We start from the raw sequence: 18,991 nt of genomic DNA, 5'->3' as shown, positions 1-18,991 counted from the left end.
CCACTGGTGACCTGCGCCAGAGAACGACGAGCTGTCAGCGGCGACGCGGTGTGATCAGCCCGGACTCGTACGCCCACACGACCAGCTGGGCACGGTCGCGGCAGTGCAGCTTCGTCATCGCCCGGTTGACGTGCGTCTTGGCGGTCAACGGGCTGATCACCATGCGCTCGGCGATCCCGTCGTTGCTCAGCCCCCGGGCGACGAGCTCGACGATCTCCTGTTCCCGGGCGGTCAGCACCTCGCGACCGGCCGCCGGGTCGGCCGGTGGCGGGCCGGCCACGAACTCGCCGATGAGCGTACGCGTGACCGCCGGAGCGAGCAGCGCGTCGCCGCGGGCCACGACCGCGACGGCCTGCAGCAGGTCGGCGGGGTCGGCGTCCTTGAGGAGGAACCCGCTGGCGCCGGCGCGGAGGGCGGCGAAGACGTAGGAGTCGAGCCCGTAGTTGGTGAGGATGAGGACGCGGACCGCGGTGAGGTCGGGGTCGGCGGCGATGCGCCGGGTGGCTTCGATGCCGTCGAGCCCCGGCATCTGCACGTCCATCAGCACGACGTCGGGCCGCAGGCGTCGCGACAGCTCGACGGCCGAAGCCCCGTCGGCGGCCTCGCCGACGACCTCCAGGTCGTCCTCGGCGTCGAGCAGAGCCCGGAACCCGGCCCGCATCAGGGCCTGGTCGTCGGCGAGCAGGACCCGAATCATGCCGGGCCCTCCCTCCGGTCTGGTCCGCCACGATCCGTGGCGGACTGAGCTGGCTGGACCTCGCGCACGCGCTCGCTCATGCCGGACCGTCGTCCAACGGGAACCTGGCCCGTACCGCGAACCCGCCGGCGTCGCGGGCGGCGGCGTGCAGCGTGCCGCCCAGTCCGGTGACCCGTTCCCGCATGCCACGCAGGCCCACACCCGGCGTCACCGGCCGGACCGGCGACGCCTGGCCGTCGTCGGTCACGGAGACGGTCAGCTCTACCGGGGCGTACTCGACGTGGATCTGCGCGGTGGCGGAGCCGGCGTGGCGGGCCACGTTGGTCAGCGCCTCCTGGACGACGCGATACCCAGCCTGGTCGACCTCGGCGGGCAGGTCGCGGCGCTGACCGGTCACGGTCACCTGCACCGGTACGCCCGCCGCCCGGGTCCGCTCGGCGAGCTCGCCCACCCGGCCCAGCCCGACGCGGTCCCCGTCGGAGGGTGAGCGCAGGACGTCCAGCGTCGCCCGCAGCTCCCGCATCGCCGCTCCCCCGGCCTCCTGGATCGCCAGCAGCGCGGCCGACGGCTCCTCGCCGTGCTTGCGGGCCAGGTGCACAGCGATCCCGGCCTGCACCTTGATCACGGAGATGCTGTGGGTCAGCGAGTCGTGCAGGTCCCGCGCGATGCGCAGGCGCTCCTCCCCGGCTCGGCGCAACGCCATCTCCTCGCGGGTGCGTTCGGCGTCGACCGCCCGCTGCTCGACCTGTTCCAGGTACGCCCGGCGCTGCCGCGCGACGAGCCCGGCGACGTTGGCCGCCACGAACCAGCCCAGCAGCAGGGCGGTCCGCTCGACGATGAGCTGGCCGGGCCGGCCGGCGGGCGCGACCGAGATGTCGCGGGCCAGGAAACCCCCGAGGAAGACGACGCTGGCCAGGGCGGCGGCGGATCGGTGCCCCCGCCAGGCGGCGACATAGACCGCGCCGAGGACGGGGAACGCGGCGGACACCCCGGAGTGCACCCGGACGTGGAGGGCCAGCATGGCGGCGGCCACCGCGAGCAGCGCCACCACCGGGTACCGCCGGCACACCGCCACGGCCGCCGCCATGACCAGGACCAGGACGACGTCGAGCGCCCGCACCGGCGCGGCGTCCGGCGCGAGGGCGGCGTTGCCTAGCAGGAGGACGCCGAGGGCGAGGCCACTCAGGGCGTACGGCAGGTCGCGGCGCATGAGCGCACTGTAGAACGGCCGTACGCCACCGAGCATCCCCCGTCCGCGGTAGGTGCGGCGTACCGCGGACGCGGTATCGGCGGCCGGGCAAGTGCCTGCGGCGGCACGACGTTTTCCCGGCCCGCCGAGGCGAGCATCGAGCCCATGACATACCGCTTCTTCACTCCCCCACCGGCGAAGGCGGCGACCGGTCGCACCGCGGAGGTCTACCAGCAGCTGCGGGACGAGTTCCTCGGGCCGGTGCCCACCTTCCAGGCACTGTCCGCCGTGCCGGAGCTGCTGGCCGCGACGTGGGCACTGATGCGCGAGGCCCTGCTCGCCGGGGACGCGCCCCGGGTCGACCGGGAGCTGGTCGCGTCGGTGGTGTCGCGGGCCAACCGCTGCCGGTTCTGCGTCGACGCCCACGTGATGCTGCTGCACGCGCTCGGCGAGCACGAGCTGGCCGAGGTCATCTCCCGGGGCGGAACGCCGTCGGAGCCGAGACACGCCGCGCTCGCCGCCTGGGCCGAGGCCAGCCGCACCCCCGAAGCCGCCGACTGGGCCAGCCCGTACCGCCCCGAGGTCACCGGCACCGCGATCGCCTTCCACTTCATCAACCGGATCGTCTCGGCGCTGCTCGACCCGGACCTGCTGCCCGGCGGCCTGCAACGCTCCCGGGTGGTGCGCTCGGCCGGGGGCCGGCTCTACGCCCGGACGGCCCGGGAGTCGAAGGAGGCCGGCCGCAGCCTGCCGCTGCTCGGCGCCGGCGAGGCGGCGCCACCGGCGTGGGCCGGCGACAGCCCGGTCGGCGTCGCGGACGCCTCGTTGCGGAGCGCGGCCAGGCACGGCGGAGACCTGCTGGGCGACGTGGCGCGCCAGACCGTCGTGGCCACCGTGCGCTGGGAAGACGGGCGGCATCCGGCCCAGCCCGCGGAGTGGGCCGCCGACCTGATCCGCGACCTGCCCGGCGAGGACCGCGTCGGGACGCGGATCGCGCTGCTGGCGGCGTTCGCGCCGCACACGATCCGCCCGGGCGACGTCGCCCTCTGGCGGCTGTCCCATCCGGACGACGCCGACCTCGTGCGGCTGGTCGCCTACGGCGCGATCACGGCCACCGACCACGTCGCCCAGGCACTGTCCCCGGCCCAGCTCTAGGAGGTCACCCCATGCGCAAGGCCTTGGTCGTCGTCAGCCTTCTCTTGCTCGTCGCGTTCGCCCTGCAGTTCGTCTTCGCGGCCGTGGGCGCGTTCACCAAACCCGCGGGTGACAGCGCGTACGCGCTGCACAGTGTCACCGGGATGGCCGTCATCCCCGTCCTCACCCTGCTCACCATCCTGCTCGCCGTGCTGGCGAAGGCGCCGGGCCGGCTCATCGGAATGGCGGTCCTGCCGCTCGGCCTCGTCGTCCTGCAGGCCCTTCTCGCCATGCTCGCGAACGCCTTCACCGACGCCGCGGGCGCCAGCACTCCGGTCGGCCTGACCATCGCCGGGCTGCACGCTGTCAACGGAATCGTGGCGGTCCACGTCGTGGTCGGTGTCCACCGGGCCGCGCGCGACCTGGCCAGCCCGGCCCCGGCCGCCGCCGCCAGCGTGACCGTCCGGGAAGCGGAGCCGGCATGACCGTCGGCTCGCTGCTCGCGGCGGACCTCGTCATCGCGGTCCTCGCGGCCGCCGGGTGGCTGGGCGGCGGCGCCGCGTCCGCCGCCCGACGACGTCGACTCGCACTGGGGCTGGCCGCCTTCGCGCTGCTCGCTACGGTCGCCCGGGCGATCACGATCACCGCGCTCGCCAACTCCGGCTGGTGGTTCGCGGCGGAGAAGGTGCTCATCGCCGCCCCACTGTCGCTCGCGGCCGCGGCCGTCGCGGGGCCGCGGCTGCCGCGGGCCCCGGCCGACATCCGGTCCGTCGCGGTACCGCTTCTCTTCGCCGGGTACGCCGCGAGCGCCGCCCTGCTCGTGACGGTCCTGCACGGCTATCCCGCGTCGGCCGGCGCGGGACTGCTCGCGGTCGCCGGGGTCGTCACGGCGACCGCGGTCACCTGGCGCGCCCTCGGCGCGCGACCGTCCCCGACGGTGTCCCGCACGGCCGTCGCGGTGGCGGTCGCGGCGCTGGTGACCGGAACCGGGCTGGCCGCCACCCCGGACGCCGCCCCTGCCGTACCCCATGATCATGAATATCGGGAGGCGCGGGCGGTGGGCGAACCGACCAGGCGGTTCACCCTGACTGCCGGGACCGCCACGGTGAGCGTGAGCGGTCGTGACGTCGCGGCCTGGACGTTCGACGGGCAGGTCCCCGGGCCGGAGCTGACCGCCACCGTCGGCGACATCCTGGAGGTGACGCTGCGCAACCGGGACATCGCGCGGGGTGTCACGCTGCACTGGCACGGGTACGACGTGCCGAACGGTCAGGACGGGGTGCCCGGCGTGACGCAGGACGCGGTGCTGGCCGGGCAGGAGTTCGTCTACCGGTTCCGCGCCGATCAGGCCGGCACGTACTGGTACCACACGCACGCGGTGTCCGATGTCGGGGTGCGGATGGGGCTCTACGGGGTCCTGGTGGTGCGCCCGGCGCCGGCGACCGGCGTCGACGTCACGGTGCCGGTGCACACGCTGTCCGGCCTTCCGCTGCCCGCACCGCGAACGGAACCGGTCGAGGCGGGTACGCCCGTGCGGCTGCGGCTGATCAACACCGACAGCACGACGCACCGGTACGCCCTCGCGGGAACGCCGTTCCGGGTGGCCGCGATCGACGGATACGACCTGCGGGGCCCGACCCCGCTCGTGGACACCACCGTGCTGATCCCGGCCGGGGGACGCTACGACCTGGTGTTCACCGCGCCCGCCACGCCGGTCGCGCTGTTCGTCGACGGACGGGCGGTCTACTCGACCGGACCGGTGCCCGCGGCACCCGGCGCGTGGCCGGTGCTCGACCCGCTCACCTACGGCGCCGGCTCTCCGGCACCGTGGTCCCACTACGACCGGGAGTTCACCCTCGTCCTCGACCGCGGCCTCGACCTGCGCGGGCTGCTTCCGCGCTACGCCCACACCGTCAACGGCGCGGCCGACCCGGACATCCCGCCGCAGGTCGTACGCCGTGGCGACATCGTCAGGTTCACGATCGTGAACCGATCACTCGTGGTGCACCCGTGGCATCTGCACGGGCATCACGTCCTGGTGCTGTCCCGCAACGGGGAGCCGGCGACCGGGAGCCCCCTGTGGCTCGACTCGTTCGACGTACGCCCCGGCGACGTCTGGGAAGTGGCCTTCCGGGCCGACAACCCCGGTATGTGGGCGAACCACTGCCACAACCTGGCCCACGCCGACGCCGGGATGACGCTGCACCTGATGTACTCGTGATCCGCGGTCGTGAAGGTCTTTGCGGCCGGGGCCGTGCACCACCGTTCTCAGGAGGACCGATGACCCCCGACGACGAGACGTTTCTCCGCCGTGCCGTGGAGATCGCGAGCCAGGCCGGCGCGTCCGGCGAACGGCCGTTCGGCTCGTTGCTTGTCGGTGCGGACGGCACAGTCCTGGTCGAGGACCACAACACCGTGGTTTCCGACTCGGACATCACCGCCCACCCGGAGCTGAAGCTGGCCCGCTGGGCCGCTCGGGAACTCGCCCCCGACGTGGCGGCCGCCACCACCATGTTCACCAGTTGCCAGCCCTGCCCGATGTGCGCGACCGCGATCGCCCGCTCCGGCCTCGGCCGGGTGGTGTACGCCCTGTCCACCGAACAGTTCGAGGAGGTCAAGCCGACCACGCCTCCGCCGCCTCCGGTGCGGTACGAGGGGCCGGCGCTGTTCGACGCGGCGCGCCAGCCGATCGACGACTACTACTAGAGCGCGCCCGGCGCACGCGCCATGTGCCGTCGGCGCGCGGCTGACCGACCGGCGTCGCCCGTGCGGGCGGCCTGGGCGAACCCCGATTTTCGCCGCCTCTGGGCTGGGCAGAGCGTGTCGTACCTGGGCTCGCAGGTGAGCCTGCTGGCGCTGCCGCTGACCGCGGCGGCGGTCCTGGACGCCGGTCCGGTGGAGATGGGTGTCCTGACGGCGTTGAACCGGGCCCCGTACCTGCTGCTCGGCCTCTTCGTCGGTGTCTGGGTGGACCGACTACCTCGACGACGCGCGTTGGTCGCCGTCAACCTGGCGTTGGCGGTGGTGCTCGCGCTGATTCCGGTCAGCGCCGCCGTCAACTGGCTGAACCTGACTCAGTTGTACGTGGTGACGTTCCTCGCCGGATCGTTGACTGTCTTCTTCGACATCGCCTACCTGGCGTACGTGCCGGTCCTGGTGCCGGCCGAGCAGCGTAGCGGGGCGCAGAGCATGGTCGAGGTCAGCCAGTCCGGCGGCCAACTGGCCGGGCCCGCCTGGCCGGCTGGCTCGTGCAGACGCTCACCGCGCCGATCGCCATCGTGCTGGACGCCCTGTCCTATCTCTTCGCCGCCGCGTCGGTGGTCGCGATCCGCGAGGGCACGCCTCAGCGATCGGGACAGCTGCCGTCGGTGGGCGTGGTGCCGGCCATCCGCGCGGGCCTGCGGGTGGTCTTCGGTGAGCCGGTGTTGCGGGCGGTCACGTTGGGCACCGCCACGTTCGTCTTCTGGTCCAGCGCCTCCTCGGCGCTGTTGGTGCTGTTCCTGCTGCGCGATCTGGGTTTCGCCCCGTGGCTGCTCGGCGTGGTGCTGAGCGCCGGGGCGACTGGTGGGCTGCTCGGTGCGGTCGCCGCGGCGCCGCTCGGACGTCGCTTCGGCAGTGGGCGGACGATGACGTACGCCCTGCTGCTCGGGGGCGTCGGCGCCGGCGTCGCCCCACTGGCCGGGCTGGTCCCGGCCAGCGGGGCCCTGGTGCTGATCGTGCTGTCGCAGCTGGTCGGCTGGTTCGGTCAACAGGTCTACAACGTCCAGCAGGTACCTGTCCGCTACGCCCTGACCCCGGACCAGTTGCACGGGAGGGTCAACGCCACGATCCGTACCGTGGTCTGGGGATCCGCTCCGCTGGGAGCTCTGCTCGGCGGTTTCCTCGGGGAGCAGTGGGGCCTCCCCGCCGTACTGGGGATCAGCGCTGCCGGTGCCGCGCTCGCGGCTGGCTGGATCTTCCGGTCACCCGCTCAGCGCGTCCACCACGTCGCCGATCTTCAGCCAACCAGGATCCCGGTTGGCTGATCAGCAGTGCCGGAGACGGGGGACCCTCGGCGGCTGCCACCGCACCGGCGTGCACGACGCGTCGTAGGCTGCATGCGCGGGTGACGGACAGGAGGCTGAGGTGGCCGGGACGACGCTGACCGAGACGACGGTGGCCGAGGTGATGGCCGAGCTGGCCCAGCTCGAGGACCCCAAGGCGCGTGAGGTGAACGAGCGGCGCGGTGACGATCACGGTGTGAACCTCGGCAAGCTACGCGCTGTCGCGAAGCGGCTGAAGACGCAGCAGGAACTCGCGCGCCGGCTCTGGCAGACGGAGGACACCGCGGCGAGACTGCTCGCGCTCCTGATCTGCCGCCCGAGGGCGTTCGAGCGTCACGAGTTGGACGTCATGCTGCGCGAGGCGCGCGCACCCAAGGTGCACGACTGGCTCGTGAACTACGTGGTGAAGAAGAACCCGCACGCCGAAGAGCTGCGCGTGGCCTGGTTCGCCGATCCGGACCCGGTGGTGGCGAGCGCCGGCTGGGCGCTCACCACCGAACGCGTGACGAAGAAGCCCGAGGGCCTCGACCTCGCCGGGCTGCTCGACGTCATCGAGGCGGAGATGAGGGATGCCCCGGATCGCCTGCAGTGGGCGATGAACCACTGCCTGGCTCAGATCGGGATCGACCACGCCGAGCACCGCGCCCGCGCACTCGGCATCGGTGAGCGCCTGCAGGTGCTCAAGGACTACCCGACCTCGCCGGGCTGCACGTCTCCGTTCGCGCCCATCTGGATCACCGAGATGGTGCGCCGACAGCACGACAGCTAGGAAGGGTTCGGCCGCGGTCCGGATCCGGCGCCGGTCAGCCGCGCGTGTCGAGCGGGACGTGCAGGGACAGGTGCGGAGCCAGGGCGCGGAGGAAGTCCGGGGCGTCGAAGACCGCGCCCGCGGAGGCGACGCCGGTCGTCCTCGTCCGCCCGCCGAGGATGCGGTCGACGGCCTCCACCGCGAGCGGCGCGCTGATGGCGTAGATGTCCTGTCCGGTGGCGGCGACGCGGCGTTCCGTGCCGCCGGAGCGAACGAGGACGTCGACGACGAAGGTCTGCGCGGAGCGACCGCGCGCGTCGACGGCGGTCGGTGCCGAGGCGTCCGGGGCGGACAGGTCCGCGGCCGCGTGGGCGGTCATGTAGGTGCGCACCTCCGGGACGGCCAGGTGGCTGGGCACGGTGACGACGTCGGCCATGGTGAACTCGCCGATGACGCGCTGCGGGCCGAGCGGAGCCGGGAAGGGCCACTCGAGCGTCGGCAGCGCGTCGTCGTGGTACTCCAGCCGTCCGCCGGAGTAGCGGACCCGGCGGCCACCCCGTCGCTGCCCGGAGACCACGCCCGAGGCGAGCGTTCCGGCCGTGGGGTGCCAACTGCTCAGGCCGTATGCGACGTGCGCCTCGTCCGCCGCCGTCCAGTCGCCCATCGCGGTCGTGACCAGCAGGTCGCCGAGGCCGCCGTAGAAGGCCATCGCCGGGACCACCAGGGCGCCCACGGCGCGGGCGCGCTCGGCGAAGTGCGCGAACGTGTCGACGTTCGCCTCGATCTCGGCCGCCACGTCGACGTACGGGATGCCGGCGCGCAGGGCCGCCTCCACCACCGGGGCGGCGGTCGAGGCGAAGGGCCCGGCGCAATTGATCACGGCAGCCGCGCCGTGCAACGCGCGGTCGAGCGAGGCCGGATCGTCGACCGACGCCTGCCGCGTCTCGAGCCCCGGTTGGGCCTGCGCCAGCGCGCGCAGCTTGTCCCGGTCGCGGCCGAGGAGCAGCGGGACGTGCCCGCGCTCGCGCACCTCCGCGACCACGAACCGCCCGGTGTGCCCGTAGGCGCCGAACACCGCCACGTTCCGACCCGATCCCATGACTGCTCCCGCGTGCTCGAAGTGATCCTCTGCGAAGAGCCTGTCCCCTGTGGGCGTCGGCGCCCAGTGTCGGGAACGACACGACCCATACAATTCCCGACATGAACTCGGTCCCGCGCTCCGTCGCGGTCGCTGCCACCGACGGGATGCTGCACTTCGAGTTGGCCCTGGCCTGCGAGATCTTCGGCTCCGCCCCCGACGCCGTGCCCGGCCCCTGGTACGACCTCACGGTGTGCGGCACGCACGCCATCCGGGTCGGCCGCTTCCTGATGGAGCCGGAGTGCGGCCTCGACCGGTTGGTTCACGCCGACACCGTGATCGTCCCCGCCGTGGCGGACGTCGACGAGGACCCGCCGGCCGACCTGGTCGAGGCGGTGCGCGCGGCCCACGAGTCCGGCGCGCGGGTGGTCTCCCTGTGCACGGGCGCGTTCGTGCTCGCGGCCGCGGGCCTGTTGGACGGGCTGTCCGCGACCACGCACTGGGCCCACACCGAGGAACTGGCCACCCGCTATCCCCGGGTGAAGGTCGACCCGGACGTGCTCTACGTCGACAACGGCAGCGTGCTCACGTCCGCGGGCAAGGCCGCGGCGATGGACCTGTGCCTGCATCTGGTCCGCCGCGACCACGGCTCGACGATCGCCAACGTGGTCGCCCGCCGTCTGGTCGTGCCGCCCCACCGGGCCGGTGGCCAGGCCCAGTTCGTCACCACACCGGTGCCCGCCCAGGACGGCCATCCCCTGGCCGACCTGCTCCCCTGGGTGATGCGGCGGCTGGACCAGCCGCTCACGGTGGAGGATCTGGCCCGCCAGGCGAACCTGAGTTCGCGCCACCTCGCCCGCCACTTCCGCTCGGTAACGGGCACCACCCCGCTGCAGTGGCTGCTGACGCAGCGGATCCGCCGCGCGCAGGAGTTGCTGGAGACCACCGACGACAGCATCGACACCATCGCCTCGGCCGCGGGCATGGGCACGGCGACGACGCTGCGCCGCCACTTCCACCGCACGATCGGCGTACCGCCGGACACCTACCGCCGCACGTTCCGGGGATGAGACCGCGGTCCCCGACTGCGACCCGCTTGGTGGGCCCGGACATCCAGGAGCGGTGGCCAGGTATGGCGCCCGTTCAACCCTTCCGCAGAACGGTTGGCGGAGCAAACCATTCTGGGATACAGTCTTCTGGGGATCGATCCCACCGGGAGGGCGTCGTGTCGAACCAACCAGACCCCTGGTCGAGCAGCGAGTCCACACCCGGCGAACTCCTGGCGTCGGTGGCCGCGCTCCGGCGACGCAGCCGGGCTGCCCGGCACGCCTACTGGTTCCCGCTCGTCCTGTTCGGTCTGCTCATCGTGGCGGCGGCGCCGCTCTACGTCGAATCCGCGGAACCTGGCCCCCTGCGAGCCGCCTCGCCGAACCCCGCGCTGACCGGCCTCGGCGGGGATTTCCTGGAGCACTCCGCAGCCCTCGGCTGGTACTGGCTGGCGGCGCTCATCGGCGGCTTTCTGCTCAGCCTCCGGTGGTACCGGTGGTATGGCCAGCGGGTCGGTCTGCAGACCCCGACCCGCGCATACCTCACCGCCGGTGTCGCGGGCATCCTGGTGGGACTGGCGCTGCCGGGCGCACTGCGCTTCCTGCTCCTCAACACCGCGACCTCGGTGTCGAGCGCGACCGGTGGAGTGACCGCGCCGCTACTGGGCGTCTCCAACCGGGGCATGCTCGCACACCTGGTCATCGCGGTGGGCCTGTTGGTCCTGGCCCGGCTGGAGCGCAGCCGGGCCCTGCTGGCCGTGGTCCTGGGCTATTCCGCCGCGCTCCTCGTCGTCACCGTCTACTTCCACACCACCGACTTCGGACCGGGCGACCTGAACCGATTCAGCTTCATGCTCGCGGCCCTGCTGCCGGCGCCGATCCTGCTCGTCGGCGGCACCGTCGCCCTCCTTGCCACGCTGAAGGCGTCCCGGAGCCGACGTGGGCACTGAGGACGACGCCAATCCCCCGACCGCGAGCCCGCGCCACGCCAGCCATCCCACGAACGGCCTCAGCGACACCGTCCACCAGCGCCACCGCCTCGGCATCCTCACCATCGCGGCGGACGCCGAGCGGGTCGAGGTCGCCTACCTGCGCCACGCGCTCGAACTCACCCCCGGCAACCTCTCCCGGCACCTTGCCGTGCTGGAGGAGGCGAGCCTGATCCAGATCGAGAGGGGCTACCACGGTCGCCGGCCCAAGACCTGGATCAGGATCACCCGACAGGGGCAGCGCGCGCTGGCCGCCGAGATCAGCGCGCTCCAGGAACTCCTCCGCCGCCACCACCGCCCGTCACCGACGGCGGCGCGCCGCGAAGCCGCGGACACACCCTGACGCCGGTGGCCGGCTCCTCCTCTGTTTAGATCGTTCTGACGATCGGAAGGGAGCGGTACGCCGTGACGCCAGAACTTCAGGAGCAGGAAGAACGCCTCCAGTTCGACCGCTTCGACCACGACGACGCCTGGGAGCTGGGAAACCGCCTGGTCGGGCTGGCCCGGGAGCGCGGCCATGCCGTCACGGTCGACATCCGCCTCGGCGACCAGCAGCTCTTCCACTACGCGCTGCCCGGCACCTCTGCCGACAACGACGACTGGATCGAGCGGAAGATCCGCGTCGTGCGTCGGTTCGGGCACAGCTCCTATCTCGTGGGCCAGACCTACCGCGACCGCGGCACCACCTTCGAGGCGCAGTCCGCCCACCTCGAACCGGCCCGGTACGCCGCGCACGGCGGCTGCTTCCCGATCATCCTCCGCGGCACCGGCCCGATCGGCACGGTAACCGTCTCGGGTCTGCCCCAGCTCGACGACCACCGCCTCGTCGTCGAGGCCCTCGGGCTCTTCCTGGATTCCAAGCGCTCCGGATAGGGGAGCGCCGCCGTACGGACACGGCAGAGGCCGGGGATCACGGGATCCCCGGCCCCGTCCCGCTCGGCCGATCCCCGGCGACTACTCGCAGCCCAGGGCCTCCTGGTATCCGGCGGGCGCCTGTCCGGCGGCCACCTTGTCAGCGGTCTCCCAGAACACCTCGGGCCAGGCGCCCTCGTCGTTCATCTGGTGCAGCACCTTCCACTGGTGGCTGCTCCGCAACGCGTCAGCGGCCCGGTGGAGGGCGGCGGCGTCGCCGGCCGTCTTCGCGCGCAGCCACTCGGCGATCCACCCGCAGCCGACGCGGCTGGTCACCGCGGCGCCGAACTGGTAGGCGTCGTTGGTGCCGAGGCCGTCCAGCGCGGCGGGGTCGAAGCCCGGAGGCAGCGGCACGTCGGCGAGCACCGTTGCCACCTGCCCCTGCACCCGCTCCGGCGTGACGATCTCCGCCGGGAGCGCGGCCAGCCACGTCTGGGCGTCGACGCGGATCACGTCGGCGAGCACACGATCGAACTCGCCACGCGTCCAGTCGCCCCCGGTCCGCAGTTCGACGAAGGAACCGTCGCGGGGGCGGAGCATGGCGGCGAAGTCGCTCGCGCTGTACCGGAACAGGTCGCCGGGCCAGCCGTCGACCTTCACCGGCTCCGGCTTGCTGACCCCGAGCCGATCCTTGTGGTAGCCGTCGTACTGGTCGGCCGGGTACCAGGTCATCTGCAGCTGCCGTTCGCCGTTGCTGAACGCGATGGTGCCCTCCTTCTTCGCGAACCCGTAGACGGTGGTCGCCGTCCAGCCCGGCTGGTCGATCAGCAGCCGCGGGTTGTCCTCGGCCGCTTGGAGCACCATCGCCCGATACGCCGTGGTCCCGCTCGCCTCGGAGGTGGTCGCTGGGGACGCCTGGCGGCCCGTCGGCTTGTCGCCGTTCATGACCGAGACGGCCAGGACGGCGGCGAGAAGGGTCGCCGCGACGCTGGCACCGGCGATGCCGCTGAGCACGACGCGGCGCGTTCGGCCACGCCGGGTCGGCGGTCCGGCGACGGGTTCGACGGTTGGCACGGACATGATCTCCTCCAGAAGGTGCTGCGCGGCCCCGTCGAGGTGCCTGATGACCTCGGGTCGGTACGGGTCGGCGTCTCGGACCAACCGGTCGACGTGCTCGTCGTTCATCTGCCCTCCTCGGGGGTGGGTGCGGCCATGACGTCGAGTACATGTCCGGGCGGGCCGAGATCGTTACCGAGAAGGTCTCGCAGCCGCGCCCGGGCGCGCGACAGCCGGGTGCGGACCGCGGCCGGGCTCACCTGGAGGACTGCGGCGGCCTCGTGCGGCTCCAGCCCCTCCCAGATGGTCAGCATCAGCACCTCCCGGTCCAGCTCACCCAACCGCGACAGTGCGGCCTGGACCGTGAGCCGTTCGGGCACCTCGGTGCCCGGGTCGACGGCGACAGCGACCCTGAGGCGTTGCCGCAACCGCTCGCCCAGGCGTTCCCGGCGCACGCCGCTGCGGTGGTGGTTGGCCAGCACCCGCCGGGCCACGCCGTACAGCCACAGCCGCACCTCGGCCTCGGGCGGCAGGTCGCGGCCGCGCCGCCAGGCGACGAGGAAGGTCTCGGCGACGACGTCGGCGGCGTCTTCGGGCTCCTCGACCCGCCTCAGGGCGTACGCCAGCAGCGGCTCGAAGTTGACCGCGTGGACGCGCCGGAAGCGGTCCTCGTGCTCGGTGCCGGAGCTCATGCCTACCTCATGTCCGGTCGAGCCCTCATCGTGACAGGCCCGAGTCGAGCATCGCCGCGGTCACCCGCGTCGGCGCGTCGCGGCCCCGCCGGGCCGGGCCGGGCGGGGCCGGGCCGGGCCGGGCCGGGCCGGGCCGGGCCGGGAGGTGAGTACCTGGTCCGCGGCGTGCGGCCAACCGGCACGGTCTACGCTGTCACCGGCGGCCACCGCACCATGCGACTGATGTCCGAACATGCAGTCCATGCGGTGGCTGCGCTGCGCTTGTCGGCCCCGACCCGACATCCGGTAGGGGCGGCTGCCGCACTGGCGCAGACGGACGCGATCCTGCGTCGTGGCGAGGGAAGGCGGGTCATGACCTCCAGATGGTGTCGGGCGCTGACGCCCTTCCTGTCCCGGACCGGCCGATGAGCACGATCGCTTTCCTCAACATCGCCATGCACGGGCACATCAACCCGACGCTGCCGATCGTGACCGAGCTTGTTCGTCGCGGCCACACCGTCACCTACCACACGCCGCCCGCCTACGCCGAGGAGATCGCGGCCACCGGCGCGCGCGTGTTCCCCTACTCGGGGGACGACGTGCCGCTCTCCGGCCCGCCGGCGCCGGTCACGGTGATGGAGCAGCTCGTGCGCATTGCCGTACGCGTGCTGCCCGCCGTCCTCACCGACCTGCGCGGCACCCGGCCCGACCTGGTCGTGCACGACTCCCTCTGCCCGTGGGGGCCGGTGGCCGCCCGGGCACTCGACGTGCCGGCAGCGTCGTCGTTCACCACGTTCGCGTTCAACCGGCACGTGCCCAGCCCCACCCGCGGCTCCTGGGAGCTGCTCGCCGCGGCGGCGGCCCTGCCCCGCCCCACCGGGGGATACCTGCGGTCGCGCTGGGAGCTGCGCCGCCGGTACGACACGCGTACGCTGCCCCTCGTCGACCTGGCGAACATCCGTCAGCCGCTGAACCTGGTCTACACCTCGCGGGCGGTCCACCCCGGGGCCGACGGTTTCGACGAGTCCTACCGGTTCGTCGGACCGAGCATCGGTGCCCGCCCGGCCGACTCGTCGTTCCCGCTCGACCAGCTGCGGGACCCGGTGCTCTATGTCTCGATGGGCACGCTGTTCCAAGCCGAGCCGCGCCTGCTGCGCAGCTGCGTCGACGCGCTCACCCCGCTGGGTGGCACCGTGGTCGTCTCCACCGGACACACCGACCCGGCCGCGCTCGGTCCGCTGCCGGCCAACGTGCTCGCCCACCGCTCCGTGCCGCAGCTGGAGGTGCTGGCCCGCGCAGCACTGTTCATCACCCACGGCGGGGTGAACAGCGTCAACGAGGCCCTGTACGCCGGCGTTCCGATGCTGGTGATCCCACAGGGCGCCGACCAGCTGTTGGTGGCCTCCCGCGTCGGCGAGCTCGGTGCCGGCCTCTCGATCGGGACCGAGGACGTCGACGTGGAGGTCGTGCGCACGCTCGCCCGGCGCCTCCTCACCGAGCCCCGATTCCGGGACGCCGCGAGCACTCTGCAGGTCGCCCAGCGTGAGGCGGGCGGCTATTCGCGCGCCGCCGACGAACTCGAGCGCTACGCGCAGCAGATTGGCCTGGTCGCTCAGCCGGGCTCTGCCGACCTGCCACAGCAGGGCTGACCGTGTCGCCCGTCGTCGCCGTCCTGCTGCTGTTCGCCGGGTTGTCCGAGGCCGCCGGGCGCCTCCTGCCCGTGGTGGCACGCCTGTCCGGCGCGTCGCGCACCAGGGTGGTCGGGTTGATGCTGGCCGGCGCCGTCGTCGAAGGCGCGGTGTTCGCGCTCTGGCCGCTCACCGCGTGGACCCTTGCCGAGCTGGCACTGCCCACCGCACCGTACGGCGAGGCCGTGCTGGGCTGGACACCAGGTCTGGTCGCCCCACTGCTGCTCGCCGCGGTCCTGGCGTTCCCGCTGCTCGGACCCCTGCTGCACTTTGTGCTCCTGGTGGGAGTGGGCACCGGCCTCGCCGGCGCGCTCGCCACGTCGACCGGGCTCGGCTGGTGGCATGCGGCCGGCTACGTGGCCGTCGCGGGAGTCGCGCTCGGCGTCGCCGTCGAGGGCGTCCGCCGCCTGGTCGTGAAGCTCAACACGAGACGAGCACCGGAGCCACGTACATGATCGGATTTGCGCTCCTGCTCCTGCTCTGCGGTATCGGGCCGGTGCTGATCGCCGAAGCGCTGCTCGCCCGCTACGAGGTGCTGGCGTACGCCGCAGGCTGGCGGGCTCCCACCACCGCGCTCCCCACCGGCATGCCCTACGCCCGGGGCGCGGACCCGGACCGCCCTCCGGACGCCTACCTGGTCTATCTGGACGGCATCGGGAAGCGCCGCTTCCACGACACGCGGGACGGCGGTCGACTGGTCAAGTCCCTGATCCGCGACGCGCCGGAGCTCAGGGTGCTGGGCCAGGTGCAGCCCTACTCTCCGCTGGCCAACCCGCTCGCCAACCGGCCGGTGTGGGTTTGGCTGCGCCGCCGCATCGGGCTGGTGCTGTTCCTGCACAACGTGATGCAGATCTTCGTCGCCGCCGACCGCCGGTACCGTCCCCTGTACAACCGCGCCGTCGGCTCGCAGATCGCCAGCCAGCTCCGGCTCGCCGGTTACCAGCCCGACAGCGGGATCCCCGTCGTGCTGCTCAGTTACAGCGGCGGCGCCCAGGTCGCCACCGGCGCGGTGAACGAACTGTGGTCCGAGCTGCGCTGCCCGCTCTGGCTGATCACTCTCGGCGGGTTCCACAACGGCGCCAACGACATCACCCACGCCCAGCAGCTCTACCAGCTCACCAGTGCCGGTGACCAGATCGAGCGAGTCGGCGCCTGGCTGTTCCCGCAGCGGTGGCGGCTGTTCCGCAACAGCGGATGGAACCGGGCCGACCGCGAAGGGAAGATCACGGTGCACCGGCTCGACCCGGCCAGCCACGTCGGCCCACGCAGCTACATCAGCCCGGGGGCCCAGCTACCCGACGGCCGCAGTCACCTCGACCGGACCGCCGACACCGTGATCGCGCTGATCCGGGATCGCCTCCGGGCGAGGGCGGAGACCGACGGCCCGCTGCCCTGAACCGCGTGGCCATCGGGCGCCGCACGCACCGACCACCCGGATGACGTCCACTCGGTCAATCCGTTCGACGACGGGCGGCCGCCCACGACGGGTCGAGCGACCGCTGGCGCTCCAGCAGCTCGACGAAGCGGCGCGTGGCGGGGCTGACCGCCTCCCCGGTCGGGAACACGAAGTCCAGGCGGCGCTCCAACCGCACGTCCGCCAGGTCGATCAGCCGGACGTTGAGGTGGCGTCGATAGCGTGCGAAGTCCAGCCCGGCGGGGACCAGGGAGACACCGACGCCGGCGTCGACCAGGTCGAGCACGCTCGTCCACTCGTTGACCTCGCAGACGATCCGCCGTACGAGGTTCGCGGCCTGGAACGTCTCGTCGACCAGCACCCGGACCGCCCAGTCCGCAGGCGTCTCCACGAACCGTTCGCCGTCGAGCTCCGCCAGGCGGACCCTGCTGTTACCGGCGAGCGGATGGTCCTCGGTGCAGGCCAGCACGACCGGATCGGAGATCAGCGGAAGGGCCGCCAGCGCGCTGGTGTGCGGGGCGGAGAGCAGCGCGCAGTCCAGCTCGCCGTTTCCCACCATGTCCATCATCCGCAGCGCCGCCTCCTGCTTGACGACGATGTCAACCCCGGGTGCGCGTGGGCGAACTCCGCCAGCCAGGCATTGAAGGGCAGGGTGTGACCAATGCTGTTGATCGTTCCGATCCGCAGCCGTCCGGAGAGCGTGCCCTCCACGTCCTGTACGACCTGGCGGGCCGCGGCCGCCGCGTCCAGGGCGCGTCGGGCCGCGCCGACGAGCGCGTCGCCGGCCGCGGTCAGTCGCACCGGCCGTGTGCCCCGCACGAACAGCCGCGCCCCGACATCCTTCTCGAGCGCCCGGACGGACGAGGACAGCCCGGACTGCACGATCCGCTCTCGGGCGGCCGCCCGCGTGAAGCTCCGCTCCTCGGCGAGGGCGACGAAGTGCCGCAGGTTCCGTAGTTCCACCAGGCCATTATCTCTGGCAGAGATGGAAACTATCTCAACCATGTCTGTCAGACCTGAATAGGATCTGACCAGCCCACCTGTTGTCGGTGTCGTGACAGTTATCGCTTCTCCACGACACCGAATCACGCACGCGCCCGGCTTCTGGCTCGTCGCAGTGGCGTTCCTCAGCCTGATGGCGTTCGGCACACTGCCGACACCACTCTGGCCGATCTACCAGGTCAGGGACCACTTCGGCCCGCTCCAGGTGACCATCGCGTTCGCCGCGATGGTGGTCGGCGCCGCGGCCAGCTTCGGCGCCCTCGGGCACCTCTCCGACCGGCTCGGCCGCCGCCGGATCATCGCACCCGCGCTCGTCGTCGCCATCGTCTCCGCCGTGCTGCTCGCCGTCTGGCCGGAACTGCCGGGGCTGATCGTCGGGCGGGTGCTCACCGGCGTCGCGGTCGGCCTGATGGCGTCGACCGCGACCGTCTACCTCGCCGACCTCTACCGCGAGGCGTACCCGCAGCGGCGTGACGCCACCGTCCCGGTGCTGGTCTCGACCGTGGCGAACCTCGGCGGCCTGGCACTCGGCCCGCTGCTGGCGGGCGCCCTGGCCGAATGGCTGCCGGCGCCCTTGGTCGCCCCGTATCTGCTGTTCGCCGCGATCATGGCGATCCTGCTGCTCCTCGTACTGTTCGTCCCGGAGACCGTTGACCGCGAACTGTCCGGCGACAGCTTGCCCCACCGTTTCACGCTCGTCCCCGGCCGGACCGCGATGTTCGGGGCAGCCGCCGCGACGGGATTCTTCGCGTTCGCGCTGATGGGCCTCTTCTCCTCACTCGGCGCCGTCATGGTCCGCGATGAACTCGGCATCACGTCGACGTTCGTCGTCGGCCTCGCGCCCTTCACCGCCTTCGCGGCGTCCGCGGTCGCGCAGCTCGCATTCGGCACCGCGCCGGAGCGGCATCAACTCGTCACCGGCACCGGCCTGCTGCCGATCGGGCTCGCGGTCACCACGTCCGCGCTGTACCACCCCGCCCTCTGGCTGTTCCTCACCGGCGCGGCCATCGGTGGCGCGGGCGCCGGACTGCTGTTCAAGGCGGCGGTCACGCAGATCGTGATGGCCGCCGATCCACCGTCCCGCGCCGGGGTGCTCGCGGTCTTCTTCGTCGTCGCGTACGCCGGTATGGGCGTGCCGTCCGTCGCGTTCAGCTACGTCATCCGTCACGTCGCGCTCGCGCCGACCATGACCGGGTTCGGCGCCGTCCTGTCCCTCGGCACCCTCGCGGCGGTGGTCGTCGCGCGGAACGCCGCCACTCCAATCCAAGAAATCAGAGTCAAGGAGACACACCATGTCAGTCCCTCAGACACATGAAGGTCGAGTAGCTGTCGTCACCGGAGCCGGACGGGGCATCGGTCAGGCCATTGCCCGCCACCTCGGCGA

General features: G+C 72.5%; 20 protein-coding genes and 1 pseudogene. 14 read left to right on the top strand and 7 right to left on the bottom strand.

All coding sequences use genetic code 11. From position 1 onward, the window contains the following. Window positions 1-34: 34 nt before the first annotated feature. A complete protein-coding gene (locus O7603_RS03000; RefSeq protein ID WP_281574137.1) occupies window positions 35-697 on the bottom strand; it encodes a response regulator transcription factor in 663 nt (220 codons plus the stop codon). A gap of 76 nt (window positions 698-773) precedes the next feature. Then, window positions 774-1,907: a sensor histidine kinase gene (locus tag O7603_RS02995; RefSeq protein ID WP_281574136.1), complete on the bottom strand. Its 1,134-nt coding sequence runs from the start codon at window positions 1,905-1,907 to the stop codon at window positions 774-776. Window positions 1,908-2,051: 144 nt separating this feature from the next. Here O7603_RS02995 and O7603_RS02990 point away from each other — a divergent pair, with 144 nt between their 5' ends. The 6 genes and pseudogenes from O7603_RS02990 (at window position 2,052) to O7603_RS02965 (ending at window position 7,832) form a co-directional block, all read left to right on the top strand. Beyond that, complete coding sequence (locus O7603_RS02990; protein WP_281574135.1) at window positions 2,052-3,041, top strand: carboxymuconolactone decarboxylase family protein; 990 nt, start codon at window positions 2,052-2,054, stop codon at window positions 3,039-3,041. An 11-nt stretch (window positions 3,042-3,052) separates the two neighbouring features. After that, entirely contained in the window at window positions 3,053-3,505 is a 453-nt protein-coding gene (locus O7603_RS02985) for a DUF6220 domain-containing protein (protein WP_281574134.1), read from the top strand. Next, window positions 3,502-5,241 (top strand): multicopper oxidase family protein, encoded by a 1,740-nt coding sequence (locus O7603_RS02980; protein ID WP_281574133.1) that lies wholly within the window; start codon window positions 3,502-3,504, stop codon window positions 5,239-5,241. The genes O7603_RS02985 and O7603_RS02980 overlap by 4 nt, the downstream gene beginning before the upstream one ends. A gap of 59 nt (window positions 5,242-5,300) precedes the next feature. Continuing rightward, window positions 5,301-5,726, top strand: a complete 426-nt coding sequence (locus O7603_RS02975; RefSeq protein ID WP_281574132.1) for a nucleoside deaminase — start codon at window positions 5,301-5,303, stop codon at window positions 5,724-5,726. A 515-nt stretch (window positions 5,727-6,241) separates the two neighbouring features. After that, window positions 6,242-7,045 (top strand): annotated as a pseudogene (locus O7603_RS02970) (MFS transporter); the annotation flags it as partial. A 142-nt stretch (window positions 7,046-7,187) separates the two neighbouring features. After that, window positions 7,188-7,832, top strand: a complete 645-nt coding sequence (locus tag O7603_RS02965; RefSeq protein ID WP_348651066.1) for a DNA alkylation repair protein — start codon at window positions 7,188-7,190, stop codon at window positions 7,830-7,832. A 34-nt stretch (window positions 7,833-7,866) separates the two neighbouring features. On the opposite strand, the gene O7603_RS02960 is transcribed toward O7603_RS02965, so the two are convergent. Further along, entirely contained in the window at window positions 7,867-8,910 is a 1,044-nt protein-coding gene (locus tag O7603_RS02960; RefSeq protein ID WP_281574130.1) for a saccharopine dehydrogenase NADP-binding domain-containing protein, read from the bottom strand. A 101-nt stretch (window positions 8,911-9,011) separates the two neighbouring features. Between O7603_RS02960 and O7603_RS02955 the strand changes: the two genes are divergently transcribed. The 4 genes from O7603_RS02955 (at window position 9,012) to O7603_RS02940 (ending at window position 11,797) form a co-directional block, all read left to right on the top strand. Then, entirely contained in the window at window positions 9,012-9,959 is a 948-nt protein-coding gene (locus tag O7603_RS02955) for a helix-turn-helix domain-containing protein (RefSeq protein WP_281574129.1), read from the top strand. A 155-nt stretch (window positions 9,960-10,114) separates the two neighbouring features. Continuing rightward, window positions 10,115-10,885, top strand: a complete 771-nt coding sequence (locus O7603_RS02950; protein WP_281574128.1) for a hypothetical protein — start codon at window positions 10,115-10,117, stop codon at window positions 10,883-10,885. Further along, window positions 10,875-11,267 (top strand): transcriptional regulator, encoded by a 393-nt coding sequence (locus O7603_RS02945; protein ID WP_281574127.1) that lies wholly within the window; start codon window positions 10,875-10,877, stop codon window positions 11,265-11,267. The genes O7603_RS02950 and O7603_RS02945 overlap by 11 nt, the downstream gene beginning before the upstream one ends. Before the next feature lie 62 nt (window positions 11,268-11,329). Further along, window positions 11,330-11,797, top strand: coding sequence for a heme-degrading domain-containing protein (locus O7603_RS02940; RefSeq protein WP_281574126.1), 468 nt, complete (start codon window positions 11,330-11,332; stop codon window positions 11,795-11,797). Window positions 11,798-11,878: 81 nt separating this feature from the next. Here the strand turns inward: O7603_RS02940 and O7603_RS02935 are convergent, their stop codons facing one another. Both O7603_RS02935 and O7603_RS02930 read right to left on the bottom strand, forming a co-directional pair. Next, window positions 11,879-12,961: a hypothetical protein gene (locus O7603_RS02935; protein ID WP_281574125.1), complete on the bottom strand. Its 1,083-nt coding sequence runs from the start codon at window positions 12,959-12,961 to the stop codon at window positions 11,879-11,881. Then, window positions 12,958-13,524, bottom strand: coding sequence for an RNA polymerase sigma factor (locus O7603_RS02930; protein ID WP_281574124.1), 567 nt, complete (start codon window positions 13,522-13,524; stop codon window positions 12,958-12,960). Before O7603_RS02930 ends, O7603_RS02935 begins: the two co-directional genes overlap by 4 nt. A gap of 404 nt (window positions 13,525-13,928) precedes the next feature. On the opposite strand from O7603_RS02930, the gene O7603_RS02925 reads away from it, so the two are divergent. The 3 genes from O7603_RS02925 to O7603_RS02915 are packed head-to-tail and all read left to right on the top strand — an operon-like array spanning window position 13,929 to window position 16,587. After that, entirely contained in the window at window positions 13,929-15,152 is a 1,224-nt protein-coding gene (locus O7603_RS02925; protein WP_281574123.1) for a macrolide family glycosyltransferase, read from the top strand. Between the two features lie 2 nt (window positions 15,153-15,154). Further along, the gene (locus O7603_RS02920; protein WP_281574122.1) at window positions 15,155-15,646 is read left to right on the top strand and encodes a hypothetical protein; all 492 of its coding nucleotides are present in this window, start codon (window positions 15,155-15,157) and stop codon (window positions 15,644-15,646) included. After that, entirely contained in the window at window positions 15,643-16,587 is a 945-nt protein-coding gene (locus O7603_RS02915) for a hypothetical protein (RefSeq protein ID WP_281574121.1), read from the top strand. The genes O7603_RS02920 and O7603_RS02915 overlap by 4 nt, the downstream gene beginning before the upstream one ends. A gap of 55 nt (window positions 16,588-16,642) precedes the next feature. On the opposite strand, the gene O7603_RS02910 is transcribed toward O7603_RS02915, so the two are convergent. Both O7603_RS02910 and O7603_RS02905 read right to left on the bottom strand, forming a co-directional pair. Further along, on the bottom strand, window positions 16,643-17,170 hold the full coding sequence (locus O7603_RS02910; RefSeq protein WP_281576581.1) for a LysR family transcriptional regulator substrate-binding protein: 528 nt from the start codon (window positions 17,168-17,170) through the stop codon (window positions 16,643-16,645). Then, window positions 17,170-17,568, bottom strand: coding sequence for a LysR family transcriptional regulator (locus O7603_RS02905; protein ID WP_281574120.1), 399 nt, complete (start codon window positions 17,566-17,568; stop codon window positions 17,170-17,172). The genes O7603_RS02910 and O7603_RS02905 overlap by 1 nt, the downstream gene beginning before the upstream one ends. A 154-nt stretch (window positions 17,569-17,722) precedes the next feature. Between O7603_RS02905 and O7603_RS02900 the strand changes: the two genes are divergently transcribed. Further along, entirely contained in the window at window positions 17,723-18,922 is a 1,200-nt protein-coding gene (locus O7603_RS02900; RefSeq protein ID WP_281574119.1) for an MFS transporter, read from the top strand. The last annotated feature ends 69 nt before the right edge of the window (window positions 18,923-18,991 follow it).

It is taken from the genome of Micromonospora sp. WMMD812 (assembly GCF_027497215.1).
GTDB lineage: Bacteria > Actinomycetota > Actinomycetes > Mycobacteriales > Micromonosporaceae > Micromonospora.
Note: the sequence above shows the minus strand (reverse complement) of the source record. Positions and strands in the feature narration are given on the sequence as shown.